This window comes from Spirosoma oryzicola (genome assembly GCF_021233055.1).
GTDB classification, from domain to species: domain Bacteria; phylum Bacteroidota; class Bacteroidia; order Cytophagales; family Spirosomataceae; genus Spirosoma; species Spirosoma oryzicola.
The window spans coordinates 206,153-228,943 of the sequence record NZ_CP089539.1 but is presented as its reverse complement, the minus strand read 5'-3'; the positions used below and the strand labels follow the sequence as shown (position 1 = coordinate 228,943).

Annotated in this window: 19 protein-coding genes; 2 read left to right on the top strand and 17 right to left on the bottom strand. The window is 49.4% G+C overall.

The window, feature by feature from the left end; genetic code table 11:
* Positions 1 to 8 precede the first annotated feature (8 nt).
* Positions 9 to 266, top strand: a complete 258-nt coding sequence (locus tag LQ777_RS25025; protein WP_232562957.1) for a hypothetical protein — start codon at positions 9 to 11, stop codon at positions 264 to 266.
* Between the two features lie 1,040 nt (positions 267 to 1,306).
* Here the strand turns inward: LQ777_RS25025 and LQ777_RS25020 are convergent.
* Genes LQ777_RS25020 through LQ777_RS25010 form a run of 3 tightly spaced genes read right to left on the bottom strand, consistent with a single transcriptional unit; the run spans position 1,307 to position 4,337 of the window.
* Positions 1,307 to 2,749 carry a hypothetical protein gene (locus LQ777_RS25020; RefSeq protein ID WP_232562956.1) on the bottom strand — a complete coding sequence of 481 codons (1,443 nt, stop codon included), beginning with the start codon at positions 2,747 to 2,749 and terminating at the stop codon, positions 1,307 to 1,309.
* Positions 2,733 to 3,317: an RNA polymerase sigma factor gene (locus LQ777_RS25015; protein ID WP_232562955.1), complete on the bottom strand. Its 585-nt coding sequence runs from the start codon at positions 3,315 to 3,317 to the stop codon at positions 2,733 to 2,735. Before LQ777_RS25015 ends, LQ777_RS25020 begins: the two co-directional genes overlap by 17 nt.
* 51 nt (positions 3,318 to 3,368) lie before the next feature.
* Positions 3,369 to 4,337 carry a hypothetical protein gene (locus LQ777_RS25010; protein WP_232562954.1) on the bottom strand — a complete coding sequence of 323 codons (969 nt, stop codon included), beginning with the start codon at positions 4,335 to 4,337 and terminating at the stop codon, positions 3,369 to 3,371.
* Positions 4,338 to 4,616: 279 nt separating this feature from the next.
* Here LQ777_RS25010 and LQ777_RS25005 point away from each other — a divergent pair, with 279 nt between their 5' ends.
* A complete protein-coding gene (locus tag LQ777_RS25005; protein ID WP_232562953.1) occupies positions 4,617 to 5,846 on the top strand; it encodes a hypothetical protein in 1,230 nt (409 codons plus the stop codon).
* A gap of 242 nt (positions 5,847 to 6,088) precedes the next feature.
* Here the strand turns inward: LQ777_RS25005 and LQ777_RS25000 are convergent, their stop codons facing one another.
* From LQ777_RS25000 to LQ777_RS24940, 14 genes are all read right to left on the bottom strand, one after another.
* The gene (locus LQ777_RS25000; RefSeq protein ID WP_232562952.1) at positions 6,089 to 6,943 is read right to left on the bottom strand and encodes a DUF2306 domain-containing protein; all 855 of its coding nucleotides are present in this window, start codon (positions 6,941 to 6,943) and stop codon (positions 6,089 to 6,091) included.
* A 231-nt stretch (positions 6,944 to 7,174) separates the two neighbouring features.
* Positions 7,175 to 7,324: a DUF1398 family protein gene (locus LQ777_RS30700; RefSeq protein ID WP_425276962.1), complete on the bottom strand. Its 150-nt coding sequence runs from the start codon at positions 7,322 to 7,324 to the stop codon at positions 7,175 to 7,177.
* A gap of 214 nt (positions 7,325 to 7,538) precedes the next feature.
* Entirely contained in the window at positions 7,539 to 8,717 is a 1,179-nt protein-coding gene (locus LQ777_RS24995; protein ID WP_232562951.1) for a tyrosine-type recombinase/integrase, read from the bottom strand.
* 623 nt (positions 8,718 to 9,340) lie between these two features.
* Complete coding sequence (locus LQ777_RS24990) at positions 9,341 to 13,804, bottom strand: beta strand repeat-containing protein (RefSeq protein WP_232562950.1); 4,464 nt, start codon at positions 13,802 to 13,804, stop codon at positions 9,341 to 9,343.
* A 154-nt stretch (positions 13,805 to 13,958) separates the two neighbouring features.
* Entirely contained in the window at positions 13,959 to 14,912 is a 954-nt protein-coding gene (locus LQ777_RS24985) for a methionyl-tRNA formyltransferase (protein WP_232562949.1), read from the bottom strand.
* A gap of 19 nt (positions 14,913 to 14,931) precedes the next feature.
* Positions 14,932 to 15,459 (bottom strand): phage tail protein, encoded by a 528-nt coding sequence (locus LQ777_RS24980; RefSeq protein WP_232562948.1) that lies wholly within the window; start codon positions 15,457 to 15,459, stop codon positions 14,932 to 14,934.
* Positions 15,460 to 15,505: 46 nt separating this feature from the next.
* Positions 15,506 to 16,042 (bottom strand): phage tail protein, encoded by a 537-nt coding sequence (locus LQ777_RS24975; protein WP_232562947.1) that lies wholly within the window; start codon positions 16,040 to 16,042, stop codon positions 15,506 to 15,508.
* Between the two features lie 25 nt (positions 16,043 to 16,067).
* Positions 16,068 to 16,604, bottom strand: coding sequence for a phage tail protein (locus LQ777_RS24970; RefSeq protein WP_232562946.1), 537 nt, complete (start codon positions 16,602 to 16,604; stop codon positions 16,068 to 16,070).
* 598 nt (positions 16,605 to 17,202) lie between these two features.
* On the bottom strand, positions 17,203 to 17,877 hold the full coding sequence (locus LQ777_RS24965) for a response regulator transcription factor (RefSeq protein WP_232562945.1): 675 nt from the start codon (positions 17,875 to 17,877) through the stop codon (positions 17,203 to 17,205).
* Positions 17,874 to 18,533, bottom strand: coding sequence for a sensor histidine kinase (locus LQ777_RS24960; RefSeq protein WP_232562944.1), 660 nt, complete (start codon positions 18,531 to 18,533; stop codon positions 17,874 to 17,876). The genes LQ777_RS24965 and LQ777_RS24960 overlap by 4 nt, the downstream gene beginning before the upstream one ends.
* 110 nt (positions 18,534 to 18,643) lie before the next feature.
* Positions 18,644 to 19,297, bottom strand: coding sequence for a hypothetical protein (locus tag LQ777_RS24955; RefSeq protein WP_232562943.1), 654 nt, complete (start codon positions 19,295 to 19,297; stop codon positions 18,644 to 18,646).
* Positions 19,298 to 19,327: 30 nt separating this feature from the next.
* A complete protein-coding gene (locus LQ777_RS24950) occupies positions 19,328 to 19,813 on the bottom strand; it encodes a hypothetical protein (protein WP_232562942.1) in 486 nt (161 codons plus the stop codon).
* Positions 19,814 to 20,749: 936 nt separating this feature from the next.
* A complete protein-coding gene (wrbA, locus tag LQ777_RS24945) occupies positions 20,750 to 21,364 on the bottom strand; it encodes an NAD(P)H:quinone oxidoreductase (protein ID WP_232562941.1) in 615 nt (204 codons plus the stop codon).
* A 288-nt stretch (positions 21,365 to 21,652) separates the two neighbouring features.
* A complete protein-coding gene (locus tag LQ777_RS24940) occupies positions 21,653 to 22,786 on the bottom strand; it encodes an efflux RND transporter periplasmic adaptor subunit (protein ID WP_232562940.1) in 1,134 nt (377 codons plus the stop codon).
* Positions 22,787 to 22,791 lie beyond the last annotated feature (5 nt).

Here is a 22,791-nt window from a genome sequence, read left to right as displayed (position 1 = left end):
ATTCGATTATGAAAAATTACAGCCTAACTTTAAGTGTCATCCTGGCCAGTTTACTGATGACAGTTGGCTTCGGCTGGATCGTGTTTGACTATTTTCAGGATATGAAGGCAGGCCGCTATAAACAGGAGCCTTTGGTCTGGGTAGTTGAGCTAGGGGTTATGTTGGGTTATTGTTATCTCGTCTATCGTCTATTTCAGCATCGGTTCATTCAGGTCAAACAAGCCAAGATACAACCCGCTGTCAACACCAGGAGGTCAGTAAGATAGCAAGACTCGCTCTTAGAAGCATTCATATAGCCTTACTTGTCAACCAATATCCGCACTTTTAGTAGAAGTAGCAGTCTTTAGTCAACTAGATCGTTTATTTTTTATCTGTTGCGCGTGCAAACCACCATTCACGATAAGCTTGGCGCTAAGGAGGCATCCGGCGCCAAGCTAAACCTATAGTTTTTGCTTTGATGATCAAGGCTATAATGATAGTAAATACGTAAGCATTAGGACCATTTTTACTTAATTAAAACAACCAATGCAAACGAGCTCATCGCTAGACTTTCGCTACTACCGATACTGATTGTAGCGCAACCCAGTTTTGACCAGGCGGCTCAGGCATCCAAGGCAAAGAAAAAAGAATAGAAATCCCCGAATAAAAATCTGGTCGACCAGCCCGGTTGAAATCAACAGCCTCACACCCTTATATAGCTATTCATTGATTAATTACTAAATTGACTAAGTCACTTTCCAGAAATCGGTTCGTAAAATCCACTCCGGTTTGGGTAGGGGAGTGGCTCTGCGACTGGTTGCGGTTCGTCATAAGACAGAAAATCCTTATTTGGATTAGCTAGATCAATAGCGTACCGCAATAGGTTCTTACTTGCAACTATTACTCTTTCAAGCAATTGATTCATAGAAAATTGTATTTTTAAAACGAATCAAATTTTTGGCAGTAGGATCTAAAATGCAGCATAGATCGGTCCGATATCGGTACTTAACGGCTGATCGTATCCGCTCCGACTCTGCTTCTGGTTCGATACGTAGATTGTTGTATCGAGTAACGCCTTTTGTGAACAGAATGGGCAAAAACGTTGGAACAGAAAACAAACAGCAAGTATACAGGACTTGCTTATTCTTCCTCATGAAAGTAGAGCTTGGTCAATTCATCAAGTAAGCGCTGAGCGAGTCCAGAAAATTCTTGACCAGGTATTCGCTAGTTCTGGTTAGGTTAGTTTTAGTTGGCAAACCAGAGGATATGAATAAAGATCTGAGGAAATTAGCGGTCTGCTGACGTCAGAGTCTCCCTCAACGGATCTTTACTGCTCCTTAGAATACAGACGAGGTTGAATTCGTACACTGACGCCCACCACAATTGGGTGAATAACTAACTGTTGCTGTTCGTTCGTCAATCGGGTCAGGCCGTACTCAGTCGTCAAGCCAGCCTGTAGCTCATGCCGTCGGCTCACAGGTAGTCGTCGGCTGGCTCCTCCCCGCAGACTAGCCAAGGTCTGTCCGCCCATTGGTGAATACGCAACCTGGCTACCCAGTTCAACTACGTAACGGCCCTGTCCCAGTAAGCGGTACTGGCTTAGACCAACGCCAACCATCGGCAGCGCGACATTTTCGGCTACTACGTGCTTTTCCCGAACCAGTTGATACGAATTTGTTGGGCCGGATTCCATGCGGTACCGGTTTTCGTTGACTGTATAATAGGCCCAGCGCCGAAGCTGTCCTATGGATAGATAAGCCTGCCAGCGCTGCCAGCGTAATCCCCCGTTAATCTGGTAACCCCAGGTAGCTGGCGAAAAAGCCGCCGGGGCGTTGACTTGTGTGAGATAAGCGGTTGACGAAGATGAACTAGTCATCCATTGAAAACTACTCAGCGGTACCGCTTCGACAAACCACTGTTTGTGCCGGTTAACGCGGTTTTCGGCAGCATCAGCCGGGTGACCCACGAATTCATAGGCAGGAATTTGGCCGGGTAGCGCACGCAGCGAGGAGGGTAACGCAGAGAGTTTCGGGATTTCAAGCTGCGCAAACACGACGGGCCAAGCAGTGGTTGCTGACAGACTATTCAATACGTGATCCTCAGCAATGGGATCGCTAGCGCCCTTTCCTATCTTATCCAAATCTTCCGCAGAAACCTCTACCCACTCGCGTTTATTGACTTTGACCGAAGGGGACGACGTAATGGGAAAGCGGGTGTTTAAGAAATGGGGCGATTTGTCCAAGGGGCGACCGGGGTGATAAGATTCTACCAGCGGCATGTTCGATTCCTTGCGTAGACGAAGTCGAGTAGTTAGCTGCATGGAGCGTCTGGATGAACCTTCCACAATGCCAATCTTTGTATTGGATATAATTGCTTCACGATCTGTTTGCTGCGGTCTGGTTATGGACCCGTTAACCCGTAAACCGATTTCGGATTGCTCTGCTAATGTAGTAGGCTTGACCGGAATCGCAGGCTGACGAACGGTAACCCGTCCAGACTGTGTAGAAGGAGCAAGCTGAACATTGGTAATACGGCTCTGAGGTGACGCGGGGCGGTTACTTCGGTGAATCGTGTAAACCAGGATGGTGCTGATCAGCAACAAGAGTGCCCCCCCCGCCAGCAAAACCGGCAGTTTGAGGTGGTTACGAGCCGTTACCTGGCCGAGTACGCGCCGACGCAATGAAGTCCGGGACTGAACCTCAAAATCAGCGAACGTCTGCTGCCAGCGCTGGCGCAGCAGCTCGTCGGGATCTTCATCCCAAGAATTCATGTTGGAGGCCATGTTGATTAATGAGTGTCAAGAGTAGTTGGCGAGCCCGGCTGAAACGGGAACGGGCTGTAGCTTCGGGAACGTTGGTGAGCTGCGCAATTTCAGCGTGCGTATAGCCTTCGATCAGGTATAGATTGACGACTAGCCGGTACGCATCGGGCAGGCGGGCCAGCAACCCCAAGATGGCTTCCTGATCGTAACCGGCCAGAAGCCGCAGGTGATCATCACTGGAAGGCGACTCGCTGAGAGCCTCGTAGCTCGTTAAATTTTCCTGGGGGCGGGTGACGCGGTGGTAATAATTGATCGCCGTGCGTACCACGACCGCCTTTACCCAACTGTCAGCTGATTCGGGTTTGACTAGTTCGTCGATGTGGGCAAACACTTTAACGAACGCTTCCTGAAAGATGTCTTCGGCTTCTGCCACCGTACGGGCGTACCGCACGCAGACCCCCAGCATCCGCGCCTGGTAGCGTTCGTAAAACGCCCGCTGCGCCCGCGGTTGCCCTTGCTGACAGCCCACGACCAGTTCGGTAAGGGTTCGGTAAGACTTGTGGCCGAATAGCGGCATGTACGGAGACGGGTCAGAGGTGAGGGCTTCTGTCTATTGATGTGTTGATTGTCAGTAGCTGATTGTCATAAAGGATCGGCTGATAAGTTGACCATTTTCTGAAAATAATAATAGCCAGCCCTGTTTCTCTTTTACCAGACTCACTCGATACGTATTCAGCGAGCCGTAGGTATGACGGGTGGTATAACCGTACAATGCCCCAGCCCGACTCAGATCAAATCCGGCCAGTTCGGGTCGTCGCAGATAAGCCTGAATAGCCGATGGTAATTGATCGATCTGCTGAATAGGCGGCTCTGCCTGAGGGCTGATGGCGGCCATCAATTGCCCTGCGTCATTGTACGTGAGTTCCCAAATCTGGTTCTGCTGGTTGACCCACACCGTATACTGCTGTTTATTAAAGCCCTCAACGGAGATCGTTGCATACGTGAACGTTAGCTTCTGGTCGCGTAAGGATGATTGTATTGATTCCGGTAGGTCAGTCAGAGCATCCGTTTCGTAGCTGGCCTGCTGAAACGGTAGTAGTTCAGCATAATAGAATGGCACGCCGGAGTTTGACCGGACAATATACCAGCGTGCTGTGTAAGGCTGTTGCTGCCAGGTGTAATCAGCGTATACGTACGAGGGCGGTCCGCTCACGAAAGGAGTTGTGTACCACCCGGTATACTGGCGAAAACGCGGATTGCTGAACGTGCCTCCCCAGACCGCCGTTGACCTTAGAATACGCGTGAGTGAATCAGGAAGTGAGCCCTCAACCAACTGATCAACAGTCCTCAGTCGTGTGGGGCTGACCAGCGCCTGGTAGCGCTGTCGCTGCTGGGTAAAGGTAGCCTGCCAGAGCTGATTAGCAACGAGGGTTGTAAATAGGGTATTCTGAGCCTGAGGGTACTGCTGAATAAGCGCCTGGGCAGTGCCTGCCGTAGGGCCAGTGTCGGGGGTTGGCTGCTGATCAGTATAGCGATTACAGCTACTGATCCAACCGAGCAGCAAGCCAATCCAGACGTATCGTTTGACATGATCCATAGGTGAAAATCGTACCAGCGCATTCGGGTTTGACGGATACTGACCCTTGCACGGCTACAGACACAAAAAGTACACCCGACTGTTGCAGTACTCGTCGTTTTTTTTGCGGATAAAATTGCGTCCATTGACCGCGTAAAAATAAATCGGTGGCGTGCAACACTTTATCAAACCCGGCGTGTCTATGGCCTCGACAAACAGCCGACAGTGCCTACCGGTGGGCGTGGCTTTTAGTCGATATTTCTTTAGTTTCTCGGTTCAACATTTAACACGCTAAACGTTATGCGCCTAATCACTATTCCTGCCTGTCTAAGCACCGTGCTCGCTTTTACGCTCCTGGCTTGTCAATCGCCTGAGCAAGTTGATGAGCTGATTGAAACGGCCAAGATAGCTACTGTCAACCAGACGAGTTCCTATCTGTTTACCGGTGCACCGGGTGTCCGCAACACCACGCTCGATGACATCACCGGCACGATGGTTGGTTCAATTGATGGGCAACCCATTGCGTTCGGACCCGACAAAGCGTACCCGTTGGAGGCTTTTACCGCCTTTAGTCCGTATGGGAATAAAGCGTCTGTCATCAACCTCCAAGCCCGTAGTACGCAGTACAGCGTCAGTATGTACTTCAACGGCCCATTCGAGGCCGGTCGCGACTACAAGGTGTATGACCCTTCGGTCGATAATGGTGAACTCAGGTTCGACCCCTACATTGTTACGCCTTTTATCCGTGTTCCGGAAGGTCTGACTGGCCGGGACATTCTCAACGTAGGCGACCCCAATAACCGGGTTCGGATCACTGCTATTACGCCTGAGTATGTGGATATCGAATTCTTTTTTACACTTAAAAACGGTGGGTCGACTCAGGAACGACTGAACATACGGATAAAAAATTTGCTCAATGAAAACATGAACTTACGGACGCAATCGGCAGGAGAGCCGTTCTGGGACTATACCAATGCCGCCCGGAAGATTGAAGCCTGGGGCTTTACTCCCCGGCCGGCGGGCAGCCAGAGTAGCTATCCATCACCCCCAACGGTGACGCGGGTACAGATCAATCAATCCTCTCTTGCTACGCCCGGCAGCGACTTCACGTACGAGGGTAAAACCAAGTCTGTTGACTGGCAGGCAATTTCGCTGTACCGGACCCGGCCACCCCAGGAGCAGACCTACGTTGAATACGGCGCTGGCACTAACTATTCGGATGCGGGGTGGAATCAGACAACCATAGTCTGGCCGAACTTTACAGGGGTAGGCGTCTACACAGGCGATCAGGTCAAAATTACGTTTGCCAATGCGCTCAACAACCAGCCAAATGGCGATTACTGGAGCATTAAGCCTTACTTACTAGCCAGCACAACGACGAAATGGCAGGTTAATGTACAGCGCGTCACTCCCGACTTGATCGAAGGAACTTACACCATCGTTGACGCACCGTTGTATGAGAAAAGAGGGACGACCCTGCCGGCATCGGCGAGTGCGAGCGGCCGTTTCAAAGTGATTTATCCACGTTGATTACGAAGCCAGAACCGTTCAAGAGTAGCCTCGCGTGACGTGACGTTTGCTACCTATGTCGAGTGTTCGCTAAGCCTATGACTAGTGGAAGTTGATTGTACTTCTGCTTTTAGCGTTCTTCTGAAATGGCGACAGTTCTTTCAGTTGGCGATTGATGTTGAGGTATTTCACAAGCTACTAAGGGAGTGTTCAGAGTAGTCATCCTGCTCAAAAACTCGTTGATTGGCTCATTTTCTGAATGCCTAAGCAGCACCTAGCCAGGTAAGGATGGCTGGTCCCCAGTAGTAGCGGGTAAAATAATAAGTACCTACCCCCAGGAAAACTGTTGCCAATAATAGTAGACTGGAGGTCAATAATTTTAGGGTGGTCGAGGCCCGGTAGGCCCCAGCCCGGCTAACAGCCTCGACTACCAGCAGATTAGGAATGTAAAAGAAAAAGGCCATTACCTGGTCAAAAGGGCCACTAAAGGTGCGGGTATGCCCTAACCCGTCGGTTAGTAATAGCCAAAAACCGTAATCCATGCGATAAAGCCAAGAGCCGATAGCCAGCGCATACAGTCTGAGAGCCCAAATGCGGTGCTGCTCAAGTTGTCGTCGAATGGCATGTCGATAGGTTTCCAAAGCTGACCAGCCCATTAACAGACCGTACAGCCCAAACCCGATGCTCATTACCGGCCCGCCAATGGTGCCTTTAAGAGCAATAAACACCAATCCCCCCACAGCAGCCAGCAGGCAAGCTCCGATGTATAACCGACCAACCCATCGGTGTAGCGCCGGGAAACGAATTCGAACCGAGTCAAGTAGTTGGATGCTGCCCAAAATAAGGATAATGCCCCCGGCGGCAAAATGAAGACCAATGCCCGTAGTAGCCGTTGCTGTTTTCGATTCATACAAACGAGGTAACACGCCGTTCCAGCGCTGCATGTCTCCTTGGTATAGGGCTGCGGCATAGAAAGCCAGTATGTAGAAGCCGAATAGGAAAGCACTGACCCAAACGGTAATGACTAGAATGCGGCTTGACCAACGCAGCAGAGTTCTACTCAGTTTGGAAAGGTCTAACCCGCGGGTAGGCTGAGGAAGATCATTACTGCTGATCATATTCGTAGTCAAGTTGATTTGTTCGTAGTCAAAAGAAAGCAAAGGCGACTTTTTTACCTGAAAAAGAAAGCAATCAAAAATAAGTTGGACGGTAATTACTAAGTCTTATTATTAATCAAACGGCACGACCTTATCTGTTTGACATTCAGCGTAAGCGAATCACTATAGTTTCTACCAATACCTCAGTACTCGATGCCTCGAAATACGTGCACAGCCACAGATCCAGCTGAACTACCAATTTCGAACACCTGATCGATCGCAGTTAGTACAAAACGTTCGATAATCGGACTTACCTTTCTGATGCGCTTTCAGCTCAGCTTTGAACGGGTAAGTATTGAAGACGCTAGCCCCGTATAGTAGCGGATACTGAGGAGCCCTCAACCGATTCAGAATGGCGTTAAAGCGGAGAATAGAAGCAAACTTTTTGGGTGTAGTGCCGACCTGTTTCCGAAATCGTTTTTCCGGCGAACGCGCCAATCGTTAGTTAAGATCTTTGATCCGAATTATGTCCTTAGACTGGTGGATCAGTTTGCAAGCATTGCACCGAAAACAGTAGTTTCCTCCAAGGCTTGCACAACCGTGCAGAAAGAACGGACTACAAGATGCTGTTAAAATAGTCTTCGTCGGTTTTTTTGCGCACGTAAATTAACGTCGTTTCAAAGTTTTTGTGCCGCAGATGCCGCTGAACATGGACTGCGTCTACCCCTTCATCCAACAAACGCTGGGCCGCTGTATGCCGCAAACTATGCGCCGACAGACGAGCGCGTTTTAAACCGCTCACTTGCATATACTTCTGTACGCGGTACCGAATCGAGCGCGTCGTCAATTGATCGAACAGCGAGTCTGACGAGTTTTGTTTGCCGACCCCAAACTGCTTTAGGTAGTCCTGGAGCAAAGAAAAGCAGATCGCCGGTAACTGAACGTCCCGTTTTGTATGCATCCCCTTACCCAACACCCAGATCCGACGGCGTTCCACATCAATATCGTTGAACTGAAGCCGGACCACTTCAATAGTACGTAGTCCACCCCAGGCCATCAGCGCCACCATCAAGCGTTCATCCGGTTTTTCAATACTCATCAGCAACTGTTCCCGTTCGGTTCCCGTCAGGCTGTCTTTATGATAGTCCCGCTCGATCCGGTTCCCTTTCAAGCGGGTAATCGATTGCAGGTCTTTCAATTGGTTTGTAGTTAACTGATGACGCTCCTGTGTCTTGATGACCCACTCGGCCAGTTGTTTCAAGCACGATAGATATAAATTATACGTAAAAGCCGACAGGCGCTTGGTGTTCAAGTACTTATCGACAGTTTGTGCACTGAAGCTAGCCAGTTCGCCCATGGCCCGTTGAGAGACAATGTAATCGAAGAAGCCGTTCAAAACCCGCAGGTAGGTTACCCGCGAGCTTGGGGAAATGCGGACTTCGGGATCAGCCATAAATCCCAGTAATAAGCCATCGGCAGCGGGAATACTTTTTGGCTGTTTGGGTAGATCGGCAATGATGGATGGTTGCCCCTGCATCTGATACCAGAGGATAAATTTGCGAATAGGGGAGATGCGGTTGGATGCTTTTCCTCCTGCATACAGGCTAAGGCTAAACTTATCGAAGGTATAGTTGTGGGCGATGCAGTAGGTAAGGTAGGCTTTAACGATCCGGGGGTAGTTGCCGGGTTTGTCCAGACTAGCCGCAAAGTATTGAGTAGCCTGGGTGACGGTTAGAGTAGTCAATGATTGACCAAGGCTATTACTTTGATGAGTTGAGCGAGCTAGTGCTTTCATTAGGAACAGATTTTACAAAGGTTTGCCTATACCGGGCAGCCGTAAAGATAGAAGAACACTATAGAATTATTATCAAGTTGCAAAAGTTTACGGCGTTCGTTAAATTAAAGATAAATCATTGATATTCAATGATATGAAGGTGAATTTTTATGGGAATTATTACTATTTGTAAACACCGAATGTAGTTTTGACTCAATTAAAAATAAAGAAGGTTGAGCAAGAGAAGGAAGTTTTTGTAATCTCGAATTAGGTACTATTTTAACTGTAGGCCAAAATTAGAATACTTAAGCTATATTCATTAGGCCATTCTTTGAATCGCTCAATCGAGATCTTAACTCAACTCTAGTAACAGCGTATTGAGTTATTACTTGTGAACGGCAGGACAAAAGAGAGCCGATGAATAGCTAAAAGATTATGAATATATTATTACGCTCATCTATTAAATTGAAAAATTCAACATTGAGTGCCTTTGAGGTGATGAAAAAACTCTCTCTCTAAATAGCAAACTGATCTGCTTTCTGATGAGTGTTTTAATTAGTAGCTCCTTAACTATTCAATTAAAATAAACGCCCGAATCTATGATGATCCGGGCGTTTTCGGTTGGAGGGTGTGTATAGAAATAGTTAAGGACGTAGTAGTTTGATTTGCTGACGCTGGTTGGCGGTGCTCACATTCAGTAAAAGGATACCTTGGGCTGTACCTAGCGGCAGGATTACACGCTCCGTTGAGCTAACCTCTTTGATGCTATGCTCGAAAACTGACTTACCTTGTAAGTCGACTAGCCGGATTTGTACCGACTGACCAGACACTCCGCTAATCTCCACCTCAGCGGAATGGCCGATAACAGGGTTGCCTAGGACGTTGACCTGAAGTATAGACTCTGCCTCCTTGGCAGCTACCCGCGTGTTGCCGCTACCAGCAGGTTCTGTACCGTAGAAGATCACCCCGTTCTGGTAAGCGGTGATACGAGGATTTAGCGTGAATGTACTATTGTTGATATACGAGTAATCATCCAACTGGTTGAGCACCGCATAATTCTGCTGGTAAGCCTGTACTTCTAGTGGACCCGAATCACCCATCGGTGCCAGGCTACCTGCTGCCGAGTTGAAGCTGTATTCGATGTAGCCCGTTGCTCCCTGACGAGGACTCGCCAGCGGAACATAGCGCAAGTTGAGGTTGTTTTGGCCAATGGCTACATAGTTTTTCTGAAAGATCAGATTCATATTAGGTTCAGTCGTCAGCCAATAGCGCACGGTGATTGAGCCATACGAAATAGGCGTTGTACCTACGTTTTGCAAAAGCAGATAAGGCTTGATCGTATTGCTGTTCTGTTGACCGTTGTCAGGATCGCGAGACAAGACTCTAAGCGTTGGTAAAACCACGGTTACTGTTGCTGTAGCAGCAGGACTCGTACAACCATTTTGGGTACAGGTAGCGGTAAAGTTCTGTGTACCTGTGTTCGCTGTCGAGACGGCCAATGTAGCTGCATTCCCACCATTCCAGTTAATCGTACCATTTGCACAGCCAGACACAGTTAAAATTACATCACCTGTATTTTGCGAAATAGTCAAGCTGGACACCCCCGCCGGATAAGGGCCACCGGTCTGGGTTACCAGGCGCGGGGCTGTTGGCGTTTCGGTGACAGTAACGATTTGGGTCGCCGTATTCGAACAGCCACCAGCGTTCGTATAGCTGTAGACAACTGTGTGCTGACCGATTGTCAGGCTGGTAGGGTCGAAGCTAGTAGCCGGATTACCGTCAATCGTGAAAACGCCCCCCGATGGTTCTCCCTTCAAGGGTTGGCTACCCGCGTCCTGACAATAAGCCGTTGCTAAGCCCACAATCGAAGGCGTCGGCAAGGGCGTGACCGTCACGGGTGTAAACGTAGTCGTCAGGCTGGCACAGCTCGAGGTAACAACGATTTGGTAGTTGGCGCTTTGCGTAACGTTGCGAGGAAAGATAATGGTTGATCCATACGAGCCCGTCGTTTGCCCATCTTGGACATTATTGCGGAAGAGCGTCACCGTATAGAATTCTATTGGATCTGGTGTAACCTGGAAATTTACTTGACCCCCCGGTGCGCATAGGCTAGTTGCGGATTGACTGCCTCTGATGTTCGTAAGGGTGCTTTTAACGGTTACACTTACAAAAGCTGTGGTTACCTGACCATTGTTGGCGCTTACCGTAAGCGTGAAGTTCTGGGTACCTGAGTTGGTTGATACCACCGACTGATTAAACGCCGGATTGCTACTGGTGCCCGTTGTGGTGCTAACACCATTTGTCAGTGTATACGTATAAGCCCCCGTTACGTTGCCTACTGTGGCCGTAAATGTGACTGGACTACTCACACATACCGATGGGGTAGTAGCCGTAAAGCCGCTAATAGTAGGGAGTGGTGCGTAAATGATGGTATATGGATCGGACTCGACGTTACCATTACCCGCTACATCGCTTGCCACGCTACGCGCCAAACTCACGGAAACTGCTCCGCTGGTGGTAGGCGTTACGGTGAAACTGTACTGGCTGCTGCTAATGGCACTAAAGCCCGTTACGGAACCATTACCCACCGTTATATCGGAGGCTACAAAATTGGCTACGTTCTCTGAAAAGGTAGCGTTGTAGACAAAGGGCGAACTGTTGTAGGAACTGCCGTTGGGAGCCGTCGCGGAGGTTAAGCTGACCGTGGGGGCCGTCACATCAATGATAAAGGTGTTCGTGTTCGAGTTGGCGCTGGTTGGGCTGGTCGTTCCATTGATCGTTACCGTAGCCGTGGCGTATACAGTATGGCTTCCCTCGTTCAGTGATGAGGGCTGAACAACGGTGAAGTTGCCCGCATTATCGACCGTTGGGGTGGCATTAAGCAGGGTGCCATCTACATACACTTGTACCGTGCTGCCCACTTGAGTTGTACCCGTGTAAATGGGTGTGCCGGTGGCAACATAGGTACCGTTGGTGGGCGTGTTCAGTTGCGGGCTTCCAGGCGTAGTAACGAACGTAACTGTGCTGCCAAAACCAGTACCGACGCTGTTGATGGCGTAGGCCCGCGCTGTATACTGAGTCCCCGATGTCAACCCGGTCAGGGTAGCTGAAAAGCCCCCCACTCCTGTACCGCTGGCTACTTTGGAATCACTGGCGTTTGGCGCATTCGCGCCAGCTTTGTATATGATACCTCGCTCGGTAACACTGGCTCCTCCGTCGTTCGTCACGTTACCTCCCAGGCTGGCGCTAGAGGTGGTTACGTTACTAGCCGACGAATTGGTTGTCACGGTCGGTGCTGTCAGTTGCGTGCCCGTTAGCTGTATATTGTCGAAAGCCAGTTCTGCCGAGATGTCGTCCGACATCAGCACCACCAGGAAATCGACTACTTGTCCTGATACGGAAGCAGGCAGTTGAGCGGTAAAGGTGTTCAGGGCCGGCGTTAAAGTCGTACCGTTCGGTATGCCTGTCGTGGCGCTGGGGTCAGCATCCTGTTGCAAGTTACCCTGTGCAGATTGCGTCGCCGTGTTTCCCCGGAACGAAAGGATAGGCACTTGGGCACCGCCCGCTACCCGGTAGTAAACCTTAAAGTAATCGGTGTTCTGCCAGCGCGCATTCGCACCCGACGAGGCTCCAATGCGTATCGAGAAAGTTAAGTTCGTGTAACCTGCGGTGTTGATTTGCAGCGTCTGTAAGGTGCCCATGCGGGTAGCACTGTTCGCCAAGGAGTTGGTATTGTTGCCGTACCAGTAAGCGGAACCGCTGATGTTGCTGAATGTGGTGGGGTTTGGCGAAGGCGGGTTCGTCTGATAGGGATTCGCGGTTGTCCGTAACCAGGCCGCCCCAGTGCCATTTCGCGCAACAAACGTATTCGAACTGTAGCGCGTACCTTCCTTATCCACTTCAAAATCTTCCTGGTAAGGCAATGTCGTAGCCGCATCCAGGGAGGCCGTCACCGTCACATTACGCGACACTTGGTTGCTGCTGGTGGTGCCATTGTACACCACAAAATCCAGGGTGCGTGTGCCCATTGGTGCGTTGATTGCATCCGAATTCCGAAAGGCTACCGATCGTAAAGCCGCCTGATAATCCTCCGTCGGTGCAGTACCATTCAGTTCAAGTACTCCCGTCGATGAATTATATGATCCTGATATAAGGTTAGTGTTAGTAAATACCAGTTGATCGCCCGCACCCCGACCGCTGCTGATACTGACGGTAGCCCGACTCAGCGTCGATCCTCCCGGATTGACCACGGTTATAGTGTTGGTAACCTTTGTAGCGCCCTGGCCTTCGGCATACGGTAAGGGATCGTTTTCAAGATTACTGAGCGTCGGCGGAGACACGGTATTGGCCACGCCCGTTACCCGGATATTGTCGAAAGCTAACTCTTCGCTGCCCCCGCGCTGGTCGACCTGCACCCGTACGAGTAACGAGGACGGTGAGCCCGGAATATTGAACGAGAAATCACGCATATTAATGTCTAGCGTGTTGGTCGCTGTCTGCGCTCCATCGGCAGTGCCGTCCAGGTCTGCGTCAAGTTGCATAAAACCTTGTCCAGACGGATTATTACCTACAAACTGCGCCAGTGTATTATAGGTCGTTCCGCCATTAGTCGAATACTGTAGGCGAATAAAGTCGTTAGAATCGTATTGGGGGTTCAATTCGCCCCCATTTTTGGTGAGAGTAGGACTACTGGGGCCGCGAGCATCGGCAAGGGCTACCACTAGTTTTAATGAGCCATAGGTGCTGGCGTTAATGGCGTTGAGCGTGACAACCCCCGGAGCGCGGTCATCATCCGCTGGGCTGGTTGCCGTGCTCCGGACGGCCTCAGATGACCAGAAAACCGCGCCGTCTACCCCACCAATGGTAACGGGGTATTTATTAGTCCCAAAGCACACATTGGACGGATTGAACGGATTGAGCAGGGGATTGGTCAGCGCCCGCGTGAAGTAAGGCAGCGAAGAACTAGCCGAGCGCGAATCAAACTCGTTCGAGGTGTAGCGCGTATTCCGACCGTCGGTCTCGAAGCTTTCCTGCACCAGGGTTATAGTCTGCGCCTGGACAGAATAAACGGTTAGTAATGAACCGAGAAGTAAAAGTAAATTTTTCATGAAGTTGGATGAACGACAAATGGGTATGGGTAGTAGAATAAAGACTAAGTGTATGCGCTGGTTAGAGAGCCAACGCCCCCGCTGGTTGCGGTAGAAGAAATTAATGAGTAGTAGTCGCAGTATACAGTTGATTAGCTGATCGTACCCCTTATCGCTAACCCGATAGAACAGCGTCTGCCTGAAAAGATGTGAGTACCTCACCCACCTGCAAGCCGAGACCGGCTAGTTGAGTCCCCGAGAAGTAGCCTTCTGGCAACGAAACCATATCCAGTTGCACGATCTGCCCCTGACCGCAGGCAACGCCTAGGCCCTGCTGAGGAGTTGCCCAAACGATTGTGCCTGGTAAAGCTGGTGTTGTTTCAGGCCTAGGCGTCACACCCAGTAGTCGTAGGCATTGGCCACGAAACGTAGTTAATGCACCCCGGTTCCAGGGATTAACGGCCTTTACAAGTTGGTCGATTCGCACAGCTGTTTCCTCCCAGTCTACGCATACGTCGGCAAGACCAGCACGGGGCCAGTAGCGGGCAGACATATCATCTTGCGCGTCAAATTCCAGGGGTATTTCACTCCAAAGTCTGGTGAGCAGCTGGTGAGCAGCAACGACGGCATATTGAGCGAGTTTTGCCCGGTGTAGCCCATGCGTATCTTTGGGGTCAATGGGGACCGGCACGGTTAATAGGACAGGGCCTGTATCAAAATTGGCATCCATCCGGTGAATAGTTACAGCCCCGGCTGTTTCGCCATTACGCAAGAGCCAAAACAACGGCTCCGGGCCCCGATAGGCTGGTAAAGGCGCCAGATGAACGTTCAGAAACCCCTGGCGCGGGATGGACAACACCGTTGCCGGAATGCGCCAGGGTAACGTAAAAACAAGGACGGCGTCAAGCGGGTCAGGGCCTAACCACGCTAGTAGATCGGTGCGAAGCGTTTGACGGTGTAACCACGTCAGCGGTACGCCCAGCGTAGAAACAGCCTGAGCGATCTGAATGGATTCGTCCGGATGGGAGGGTGTATGGGGTACTGCTACGCGGGCTGTGACACCTTGCGCCACCAGTTCGTAAAGAAGCGGCAGGCCCAGCAAACTACTTATGATTACACCCAGTTTCATAGCGTACCCCTCAAACTTGTTAACTATGCGGAGGAAAAATACCTTGTATGGCAATGCAGTAATTCAGCGCCATAACTGGCTGGCGGTTTTCGTGCGGTAGCCCTGTGCCAGCGGTACTTGTCTGCCCTGTTATAGCAGCCATAGTGGTGTTGGCCCCCCCGGACGCATACTGGGTAACGTTAGTAGGAGCCGGATAAGCCCCACTAGGATCCTGTCCATCGGCTTCCGAAGCGGTCTGAATGGAGCCTGCTACCGAATGGTTATGAGCAGCCAGCTGCGCGGTAGTTAACGGTATACCCTCCGAACCTCCCCTCTCGCCTTGGCTGTATCCTTGTATACCCGAGCCCTGACCGAAGCTTAGAACTACCCGGCCGCGCAAATCGGGTAGAGCGAAATTAGTTACGCCATTCCCCCCGTACATGGTGCCTAACAGGGAGAATAAGGCTTGGTTTTGATTAATAGGTAACAGTTGACCCTGACAAGGTGCCCAATATTTGGGGTTGAAGCCAAAACTCATCAGGCGAATTTCGCCCATAAAAGGATCCATACAGATTAGTGATTAAGGGTAGTCGATAGGTGTAGAAGCGCTCAGGCTACTGCTGTGTGGGATAGATTCCATCCGTAGCAATGATGTAATTAATCACCAAATAAGGCTGAAGGTTGGTATGTGGTTGTCCCCCCCCGCTGCTGCTCGTCTGACCAATAACGGCGTCGGTAGCCAGCGTTGCTGAACCCGCCGTCGATTGATACGCAGCCTCCCCCTGATCGCCGAAATAGGCTCCGTTGGGAGATACCTGGGCGGGTGCGCCTACATGCGCTTGCGTGCTAACCTGTACTGCGTGCTGATGAACAGGCATCTGGTTGGCTGTTACCGTTACCGCTTCCTGGCCCGCCTGTTGTCCCAGCACGTACGTACTTAAACCTTGGCCAGCGCCCTGACCAACCACGGCACGGCCTTGCAGATTGGGTAGGGCAAACTTCGTTTGTCCATCACCCCCATAAGTCGTACCGATCAATTGAAAAAGTGCTTGGTAGTCGCTTATGTTGACGGATTGTCCATTACAATATAGCCAGCCAACCGGAGCAAAGTTGCCAGGGAAAATGCGAATCTCACCAATGTAGGGTTCCATAAATGCGAAGAATGAATGGGTTAGGTTAGGGGCGTTGAGGAAACACACCTTGTAACGCAATGATGTAATTCAGCGCTAGGTAAGGCATGTGATTGTCATGAGAGGCTCCTTCACCTATGAACGAGGCCGTTCCGCTCAGAGAACCAGCGGCCATCTGGCCGCTCGTGCTGCTCCCGTAGTGTGCTTTGTCGGTCTGGGCCAGAACATTTTTAGCTGGTGAGCTGGAGTTAGGGCTGTTCTCACTAACCGGGACCCGAATGGCATCCAGTGAGTGCGTATGCTGAGGATTCTGCTCTGGCGTGAGTGTTACGGTGTCCTGCCCACCGGTTTGCCCCTGATAGTATGGACTTGAGCCCGGTGCCTGACCCGAATTGACAATAACCCTGCCCCGCAGATCGGGCAGGGCAAAGTTAACTCGCCCATCGCCCCCATAAGTAATGCCTAAAATGGAGTACAACGCGGTATTTTGCGCAATAGATAACAATTGCCCTTGGCAAAAGGCCCAGCCATATGGGGCATAATTAAAGCCAACAGCACGAATTTCACCGAGAAAAGGGTCCATATAATTTCATCTAGCAAGCGTAAAAGAAATGAGTGATCCGGTTTTGTGGTCAATCAATAGTCAAGATGGTGTGAATAGAAGATGGTGCGGATAGTAGGTAATATCGGTTTGATTCGTTGTTCGACTTAATGAGTGCATAGCGTAACTGTTCTAACGGTTTGATCGATTCAGGCACATCTTATGATCACTTTGTTGATGAGTGCCCGCTATTCCATCATTAATCCCGCTCAGGCAACAGGTCATTGTCTACACGCTTGTTGCATTCAGATAATAGACATATGTCTAAAAATTTCTCCAAAGAAACACTGAATCGAACGGTTGAATACAGGCATAAATACCTGTATTCAAAATCAGGCAAAAATTGTTTTTGAGTTTGGCGGTATGAAAATTTGCTATTGTACCCTACCAATAGCTGATGACTCTAGTAATAGTCTGATAATCAGTTGATAAGAGGGGGGCTGGTTACTGCGTGTAGGGACAATCAAGTTCTGGGTACCCGTTATTATTGGCTTCTACTCTGTACATGCCGCACTAAACCAGACTCTTTCTGGTAGGGTTTAGACTGCTCCTAGAGGAAAACTAATGGAGTAGCGCCGGGTCAAAGGAGTGAAGCAGGGTCCAGTAAGTGGTTCTTGACGGCGAAGATAACCAGGCCAGCCGTGTTGCGAGCGCCGGTTTTCTCCAGCAAATTGTTTCGGTGACCATCGACAGTACGGGTGCTGATGCTGAGCCGATCCGCAATTTCCTGAGCGGTTAGTTGCCGACATATGAGTCCAAGTACTTCCAATTCTCTGGGGGTTAAACTAGAGGCAAGATCAACGGTTAATAATTGACGAGGTTTTTTGATAGACATCCGGTTTTTCATGGCCGTCAAAAAGATGTCGTTCACGTAAAAATCTTTCTCAACCACAGTACGAATCGCTCGTTCTACCTCCAGTGGCTCGACATTTTTAAATAAAAACCCATTGACACCCAGATCGATCATGTGGATGACAAACCGGTCTTCGCCATAAACTGATAAGATTATTATTTTAAGGGCAGGATACGCACTATTCAGTCGCTTCGTGACCTCGACTCCATTCAGTTCCGGCATTGATAGATCCAACAGGACCACATCCGGAAAAGAGGTAGCTGTTTCAAGTCCTTCCAGCAAAGCTCGACCATTCTCGGCTTCCAGGGTAACTTGTATACCCTCAAAACCATTGATAATAGACAACAAGCCTTTCCGAAACAGCACTTGGTCATCAGCGATAGCAACGTTGATAGTCTTCATAGGTTATTTAGCAAAGGAACCCCAATAGTAACTTGTAATCCTTGGCCCGATTGGGTTTTGAAGTCAACAGAGCCGCCTAGCATTTGTGTGCGCGTTTCGATGTTCTTCAGCCCCAAACTCTTTTTATGGTACGCTTCCTCCAGATTAAACCCGATGCCATTGTCGCTATATAGCAACAGAAACTGGTCGGTAGAAACTGTAATTTGCAGTTCAATACTGGTCGCATGGGCGTATTTGCTGGCATTGATTAGTAGTTCCTGAACGAGTCGGTATACGGTCAAGTTGAAGCGGGCGTTAAAATTGACCGTGCCCTGAACCAGTAACTGGATATCATTTTCGGTTACTGCCATAATATCTTCACATAGTCCTTCCAGTGCGTACACCAAACCGAGTTCGGTAAGCCCTTGCGGTAAGAGATCGTTAGAGATCCGTCGGATTGTATCCAGCGTATGATCAATCTGCGCCTTGAGCTTAGTTCCTGCGGGGTCAACAACAGGATTGGATTGCACCAGTTGGCTAACCAACAAGCGCATGACGGATAGGGAAGCTCCTACTTCGTCATGAAGATCCCGTGCTACCCGATGACGCTCGTCTTCGACCGCATCCAGCGTACGATAAATTACATCGCGTTGGTAGTTGAGCTCGATTTGTTTCATCGCTAACTCTTGCCGGGCCAGCCGCTTCTGGTATAACAAAAGAAATGTTATCAGGCCAGCTACTAGCAATAAGATAGCGATCGAACCACCAAATAGTAAAACGTACAGATCTATCGAAGATTGGGGCTGAGCCATAAACCGAGACCAAAAGCAAGATGCATTAAGACAAACAGACAGGAATGTAAGCCCCAGGACATCAAACTTAATGACTGATTGGGTTGCGCTATGGCAACATTGGCTAATATAAACAAGATGAGGCTTCCTGCGAAATAAATCAAAAATCCCGTATTTATCCAAAATACGGGATTCGTTTCAGGACGCTTGATATCGAGTTCGGTAAGCATCTTGTAAAAGCACAAGATTGAAAGCCCAATAACCATCAGGCTTTCCAAGCCCCGTGCATACGTGTTGAAAACGGTCAGCGGCTGAAGGAAAAGAGTATTGAAGACGGCGAAACTATTGAACACCGTCAACAATACAATTATTAACCACTTAGGATAGAAGTTCGAAAAAAAGCGTCGATAAAATAAAGCAATAATATTAAATTCAATCAGCGTGTAGATATGCAAAAGGAAAAGGTTGGGTATGTGCAACTTAGAGAGAATGAGCGATACGACCTCACCCACTAGACTAAGTAGCAAAAAATCAACGATATACCTTAGCTCAGCCTGTAAAAACCTACGGCGTACAACAGCGACGCCCAGGGAAATGATCATCACATAAGACCCATTCAAAAGCATCCAATGCAAAAAACGACCGATCATATAATCAAGACTGGCTAACGTATCATATAACTAACAATCACACGGCTGATCGCTAGCAATAAATAATGGACTTTCTTCGTCGCACTGCGGGGGACAGACATGGGTGAAATCGAATACATTGTAATTCGGTTTCGATAGATCAGCCGGGTTGGTATCATTGATGTCCATGTGTCCAATCAGATCAATAACGGTATCCGGGTCCTTTCCGCTATCTGGGTCGATATCTCGACGATAAGCTGCCGATACCAGCAACAAGCAGGGGCGAGTACGCTTACCACCCGTTGTCGGTTCTTCAATGGGCTTTTTGCCAATATACATACGGATAAATTCGGTATCCAGTTGATTCAGGAGTTCAACAATTTCGGCTCGTCTGACCAAAAAAGCGCGCATTGCAGTAGGGGGAGTCGAGTCTGATTGATCTTCCCCTTTAGGATCAATCCAGTTTGTAACCCAATCCTGAGCGGTTAAAAGTGGAACAGCGTAGGGCACTAAATCTAAGTTGTCTTGATTCTCCATTGATTTGTATAGCGCTTTTTTGTTGTGCTTGGCAAAGAAAGAGTTTAGTACGCGCGCTTATACCCGTAAAAATACCTGTTCTGATAATTTGATATAAATATCCTCGGTTTGATACCGCATACTATTAACCAAATTTGACATATATTATGCCCTCTATTCAGGACAGCCAAAGAGAAGTAAGAAGCTACCAGTTCATTGTAAAAAGTGATAATAGTTGCTTTTATCGCTGGCTGATTCGCTCCAGCAGCAATAGTCGTTCGGTAGTTGCCAAACTTAACCGTATCGAATTCAGACCATTTACTACTTTAAACGGACGAGCACCGTTGAGAACAAGCGATGGCTGTTCTAATTGCCTTACCAGAAGGGGTTAATTCCCAAGGTAGGAGCGCGTATCTATCGTTTGATGCTGGTGCATGGAAATTCAGATCATAACGATGACTACATCTACACATCACACCTGAAGGCCGAACTGTTGGGTAGGCTATATGGATGCTTTGCTAATGGGACACAGGCTTTTGTCCTACATCAAAAATTAAGCACGCTGCTCATCGATTGCGGGTCGCAGCAAGGAAGTAGGTTGAAAAGCTAGTAATTGCTTGTTGATCTTGAGTAAGGCACCTATTTGGGTTGAAATTATCAAACTGAACTATCCTGTTGAGTTTGTTGCCTCAGCTATTTATCGAAGTAAAGTACCAGACTTTTAGGCCGATTTCCTTTTAAAGAAGTAAAGTTAGAACGTGATAAACAGTTCCTTCCGTAACATGTTAGTTAATAGCAACTAACTTATATAAGGCCATTTGATAGGTCAGTTACCTTAATGGCTAAATGCTTATGAAGGCTACTAACAATGGTCTACGTCCGATTGACAGTGGCTATGGTCACAATGAAGCCTATCTGGGAGGCAGATAGGCTTCATTGTGACCATAGCTCAGCGGGCTACTTAAGAGCCAGCTTACGGGCAATCTCGGCTGTGTGTCGACCCTGGAAACGAGCCCCTTCCAACTCGTTGGCGCTGGGCTGGCGTTCGCCCTGGCCGCCCGCTACCGTGCTTGCTCCATATGGCGTGCCACCGGTTACCTCTGTGTGTCCCATCTGGCCCTGCCAAGCGTAGGGCAAACCCACAATCACAAAGCCGTGGTGCAGCAACTCGGTATGGAAGGCGCGAATAGTTTCCTCTTGGCCCCCGTGCTGGGTAGCCGTGCTTACAAACGCCCCGCCTACCTTGCCCACAAGCGCTCCTGTGGCCCACAGACTACCCGTACTGTCCATAAAGGCTTGCATTTGGCCGCAGAGGTTACCATAACGCGTTGGTGTGCCAAACAGGATGGCGTCATATTCAACTAGTTCGGCGGGTGTGACGATGGGTACATGAGCGAAAGCCTTTTGAGCATCCGTAGCCCCTATTTTATCAAGTATTTCGGTAGGTAGTGTTTCGGGTACGCGTTTGACAACTACCTCATTGTTCTCAATTTGGCTAGCCCCTTCGGCAACAGCCTCGGCCAATGTCCATACATGACCATAGGTAGAATAAAATACGACGAGCGTTTTCATAATGCAAAGTAATGTGTCGAATATAAGATAACGAGAAATGTCAACGTATCACTGAACGGCTTTGTTTAAGAAAAAGCCCAAAGAGGTCACTAACCCATGTAGCTACATGGGTTAGTGACCTCTTTGGGCACAGTCTGTTTGGTGGACTTTTCTTATTGGCATGTTGACCAAAACAAGCTCGGATTAATGACTACTAACTCTAATAGCACATGAGTATTGATTAGAGAAAAAACCTATGTAACCCGTAAGCAAAGAATGTAGCACTGGAAAAGCTCAGATCCATTTACCTTACTGACTCACTAATTGTGTTTTCACCGCTGCCTGGTCGCTAATGTCATCGCTGGCGGTTTTCAGCAGAATGTCGCCTGGCTTCAGGTCGCCAAAAACCTGCGTCTGGCCAGCAGTGTCGTCTCCTTTTTGTACCGTTACTCGAACGGCTTTGCCATCCTCTATCTTCTGTACGAATGTACGGTCCAGCGTACTGATAATGGCTGATTTAGGTACGTATAAGCTGCCTTCGCCTGACGAACTGACCGGTAGCCGGACCGAGGCAAACATACCCGGTTTTAGCATGCCCCCTTTGTTGGGAAAATCAATTTCGATCATTTCCGAGCGCGTTTCGGGGCGCACACTGTTGGAAACACGGTTGATCCGTCCCGTAAATGTTTGATTGCGAAAGCTACGCACCGAAAACTGAACCGGATTGCCCCGGCGAATATCGCCTAAGTAGGCTTCTGGAACGGCGATGCGTAACCGGAGCCGGTCGAGCTGTTTGATTTTTAGCATAGGTACACCGTTCTGCCCACCCGGTCCTACGAACGCACCGGGCGACAGTCGACGGTCGGTGATAACGCCGGTAAAGGGCGCCGTTATTTTGAGGTAGCTCACGAGCTGCTGTACGGAATTATAGTGAGCGTTAGCCGCGACCACAGCTAAACTATCCGAAATAGCTTTCGTACGCGAGGTTTCCAGGTCAACGGGCGAGATAGCGCCCAACGTGCGGCTGGTTCGTAGCACACGCAGAAACGTACCTTTGCTAGCCCCGTAAACCGCTTCTGCGGCCTTTACTTTCGAATAAGCTTCGGTCAGATTCGCCGTCAGCTCGGGGGCTTCCAGTTCCGCCAGCACCTGGCCTTTACGTACCTGATCGCCAATATCGACGTGTAGCGCCTTCACGTAGCTGCTCACGCGGGGATACAGGTCGGTCTCGTAATAGCTTTCCAACTCGCCCGGCAGGCTCAGTTCTGAAGTGGGGCGGGAAGCCGTAACCCGGATGGTTTCGTACCGAATTTCTTCATCGACCGGCGTTTCGGCCATCGCGTTTTTTTCGGCAGATGAGTTGCCGCACTGGCTCAGCAGAAATCCCGTACCGGTGATGAGCGCTACGTGCAAACAAGGGCGCAGAACAGAATATATATTCATGGTCG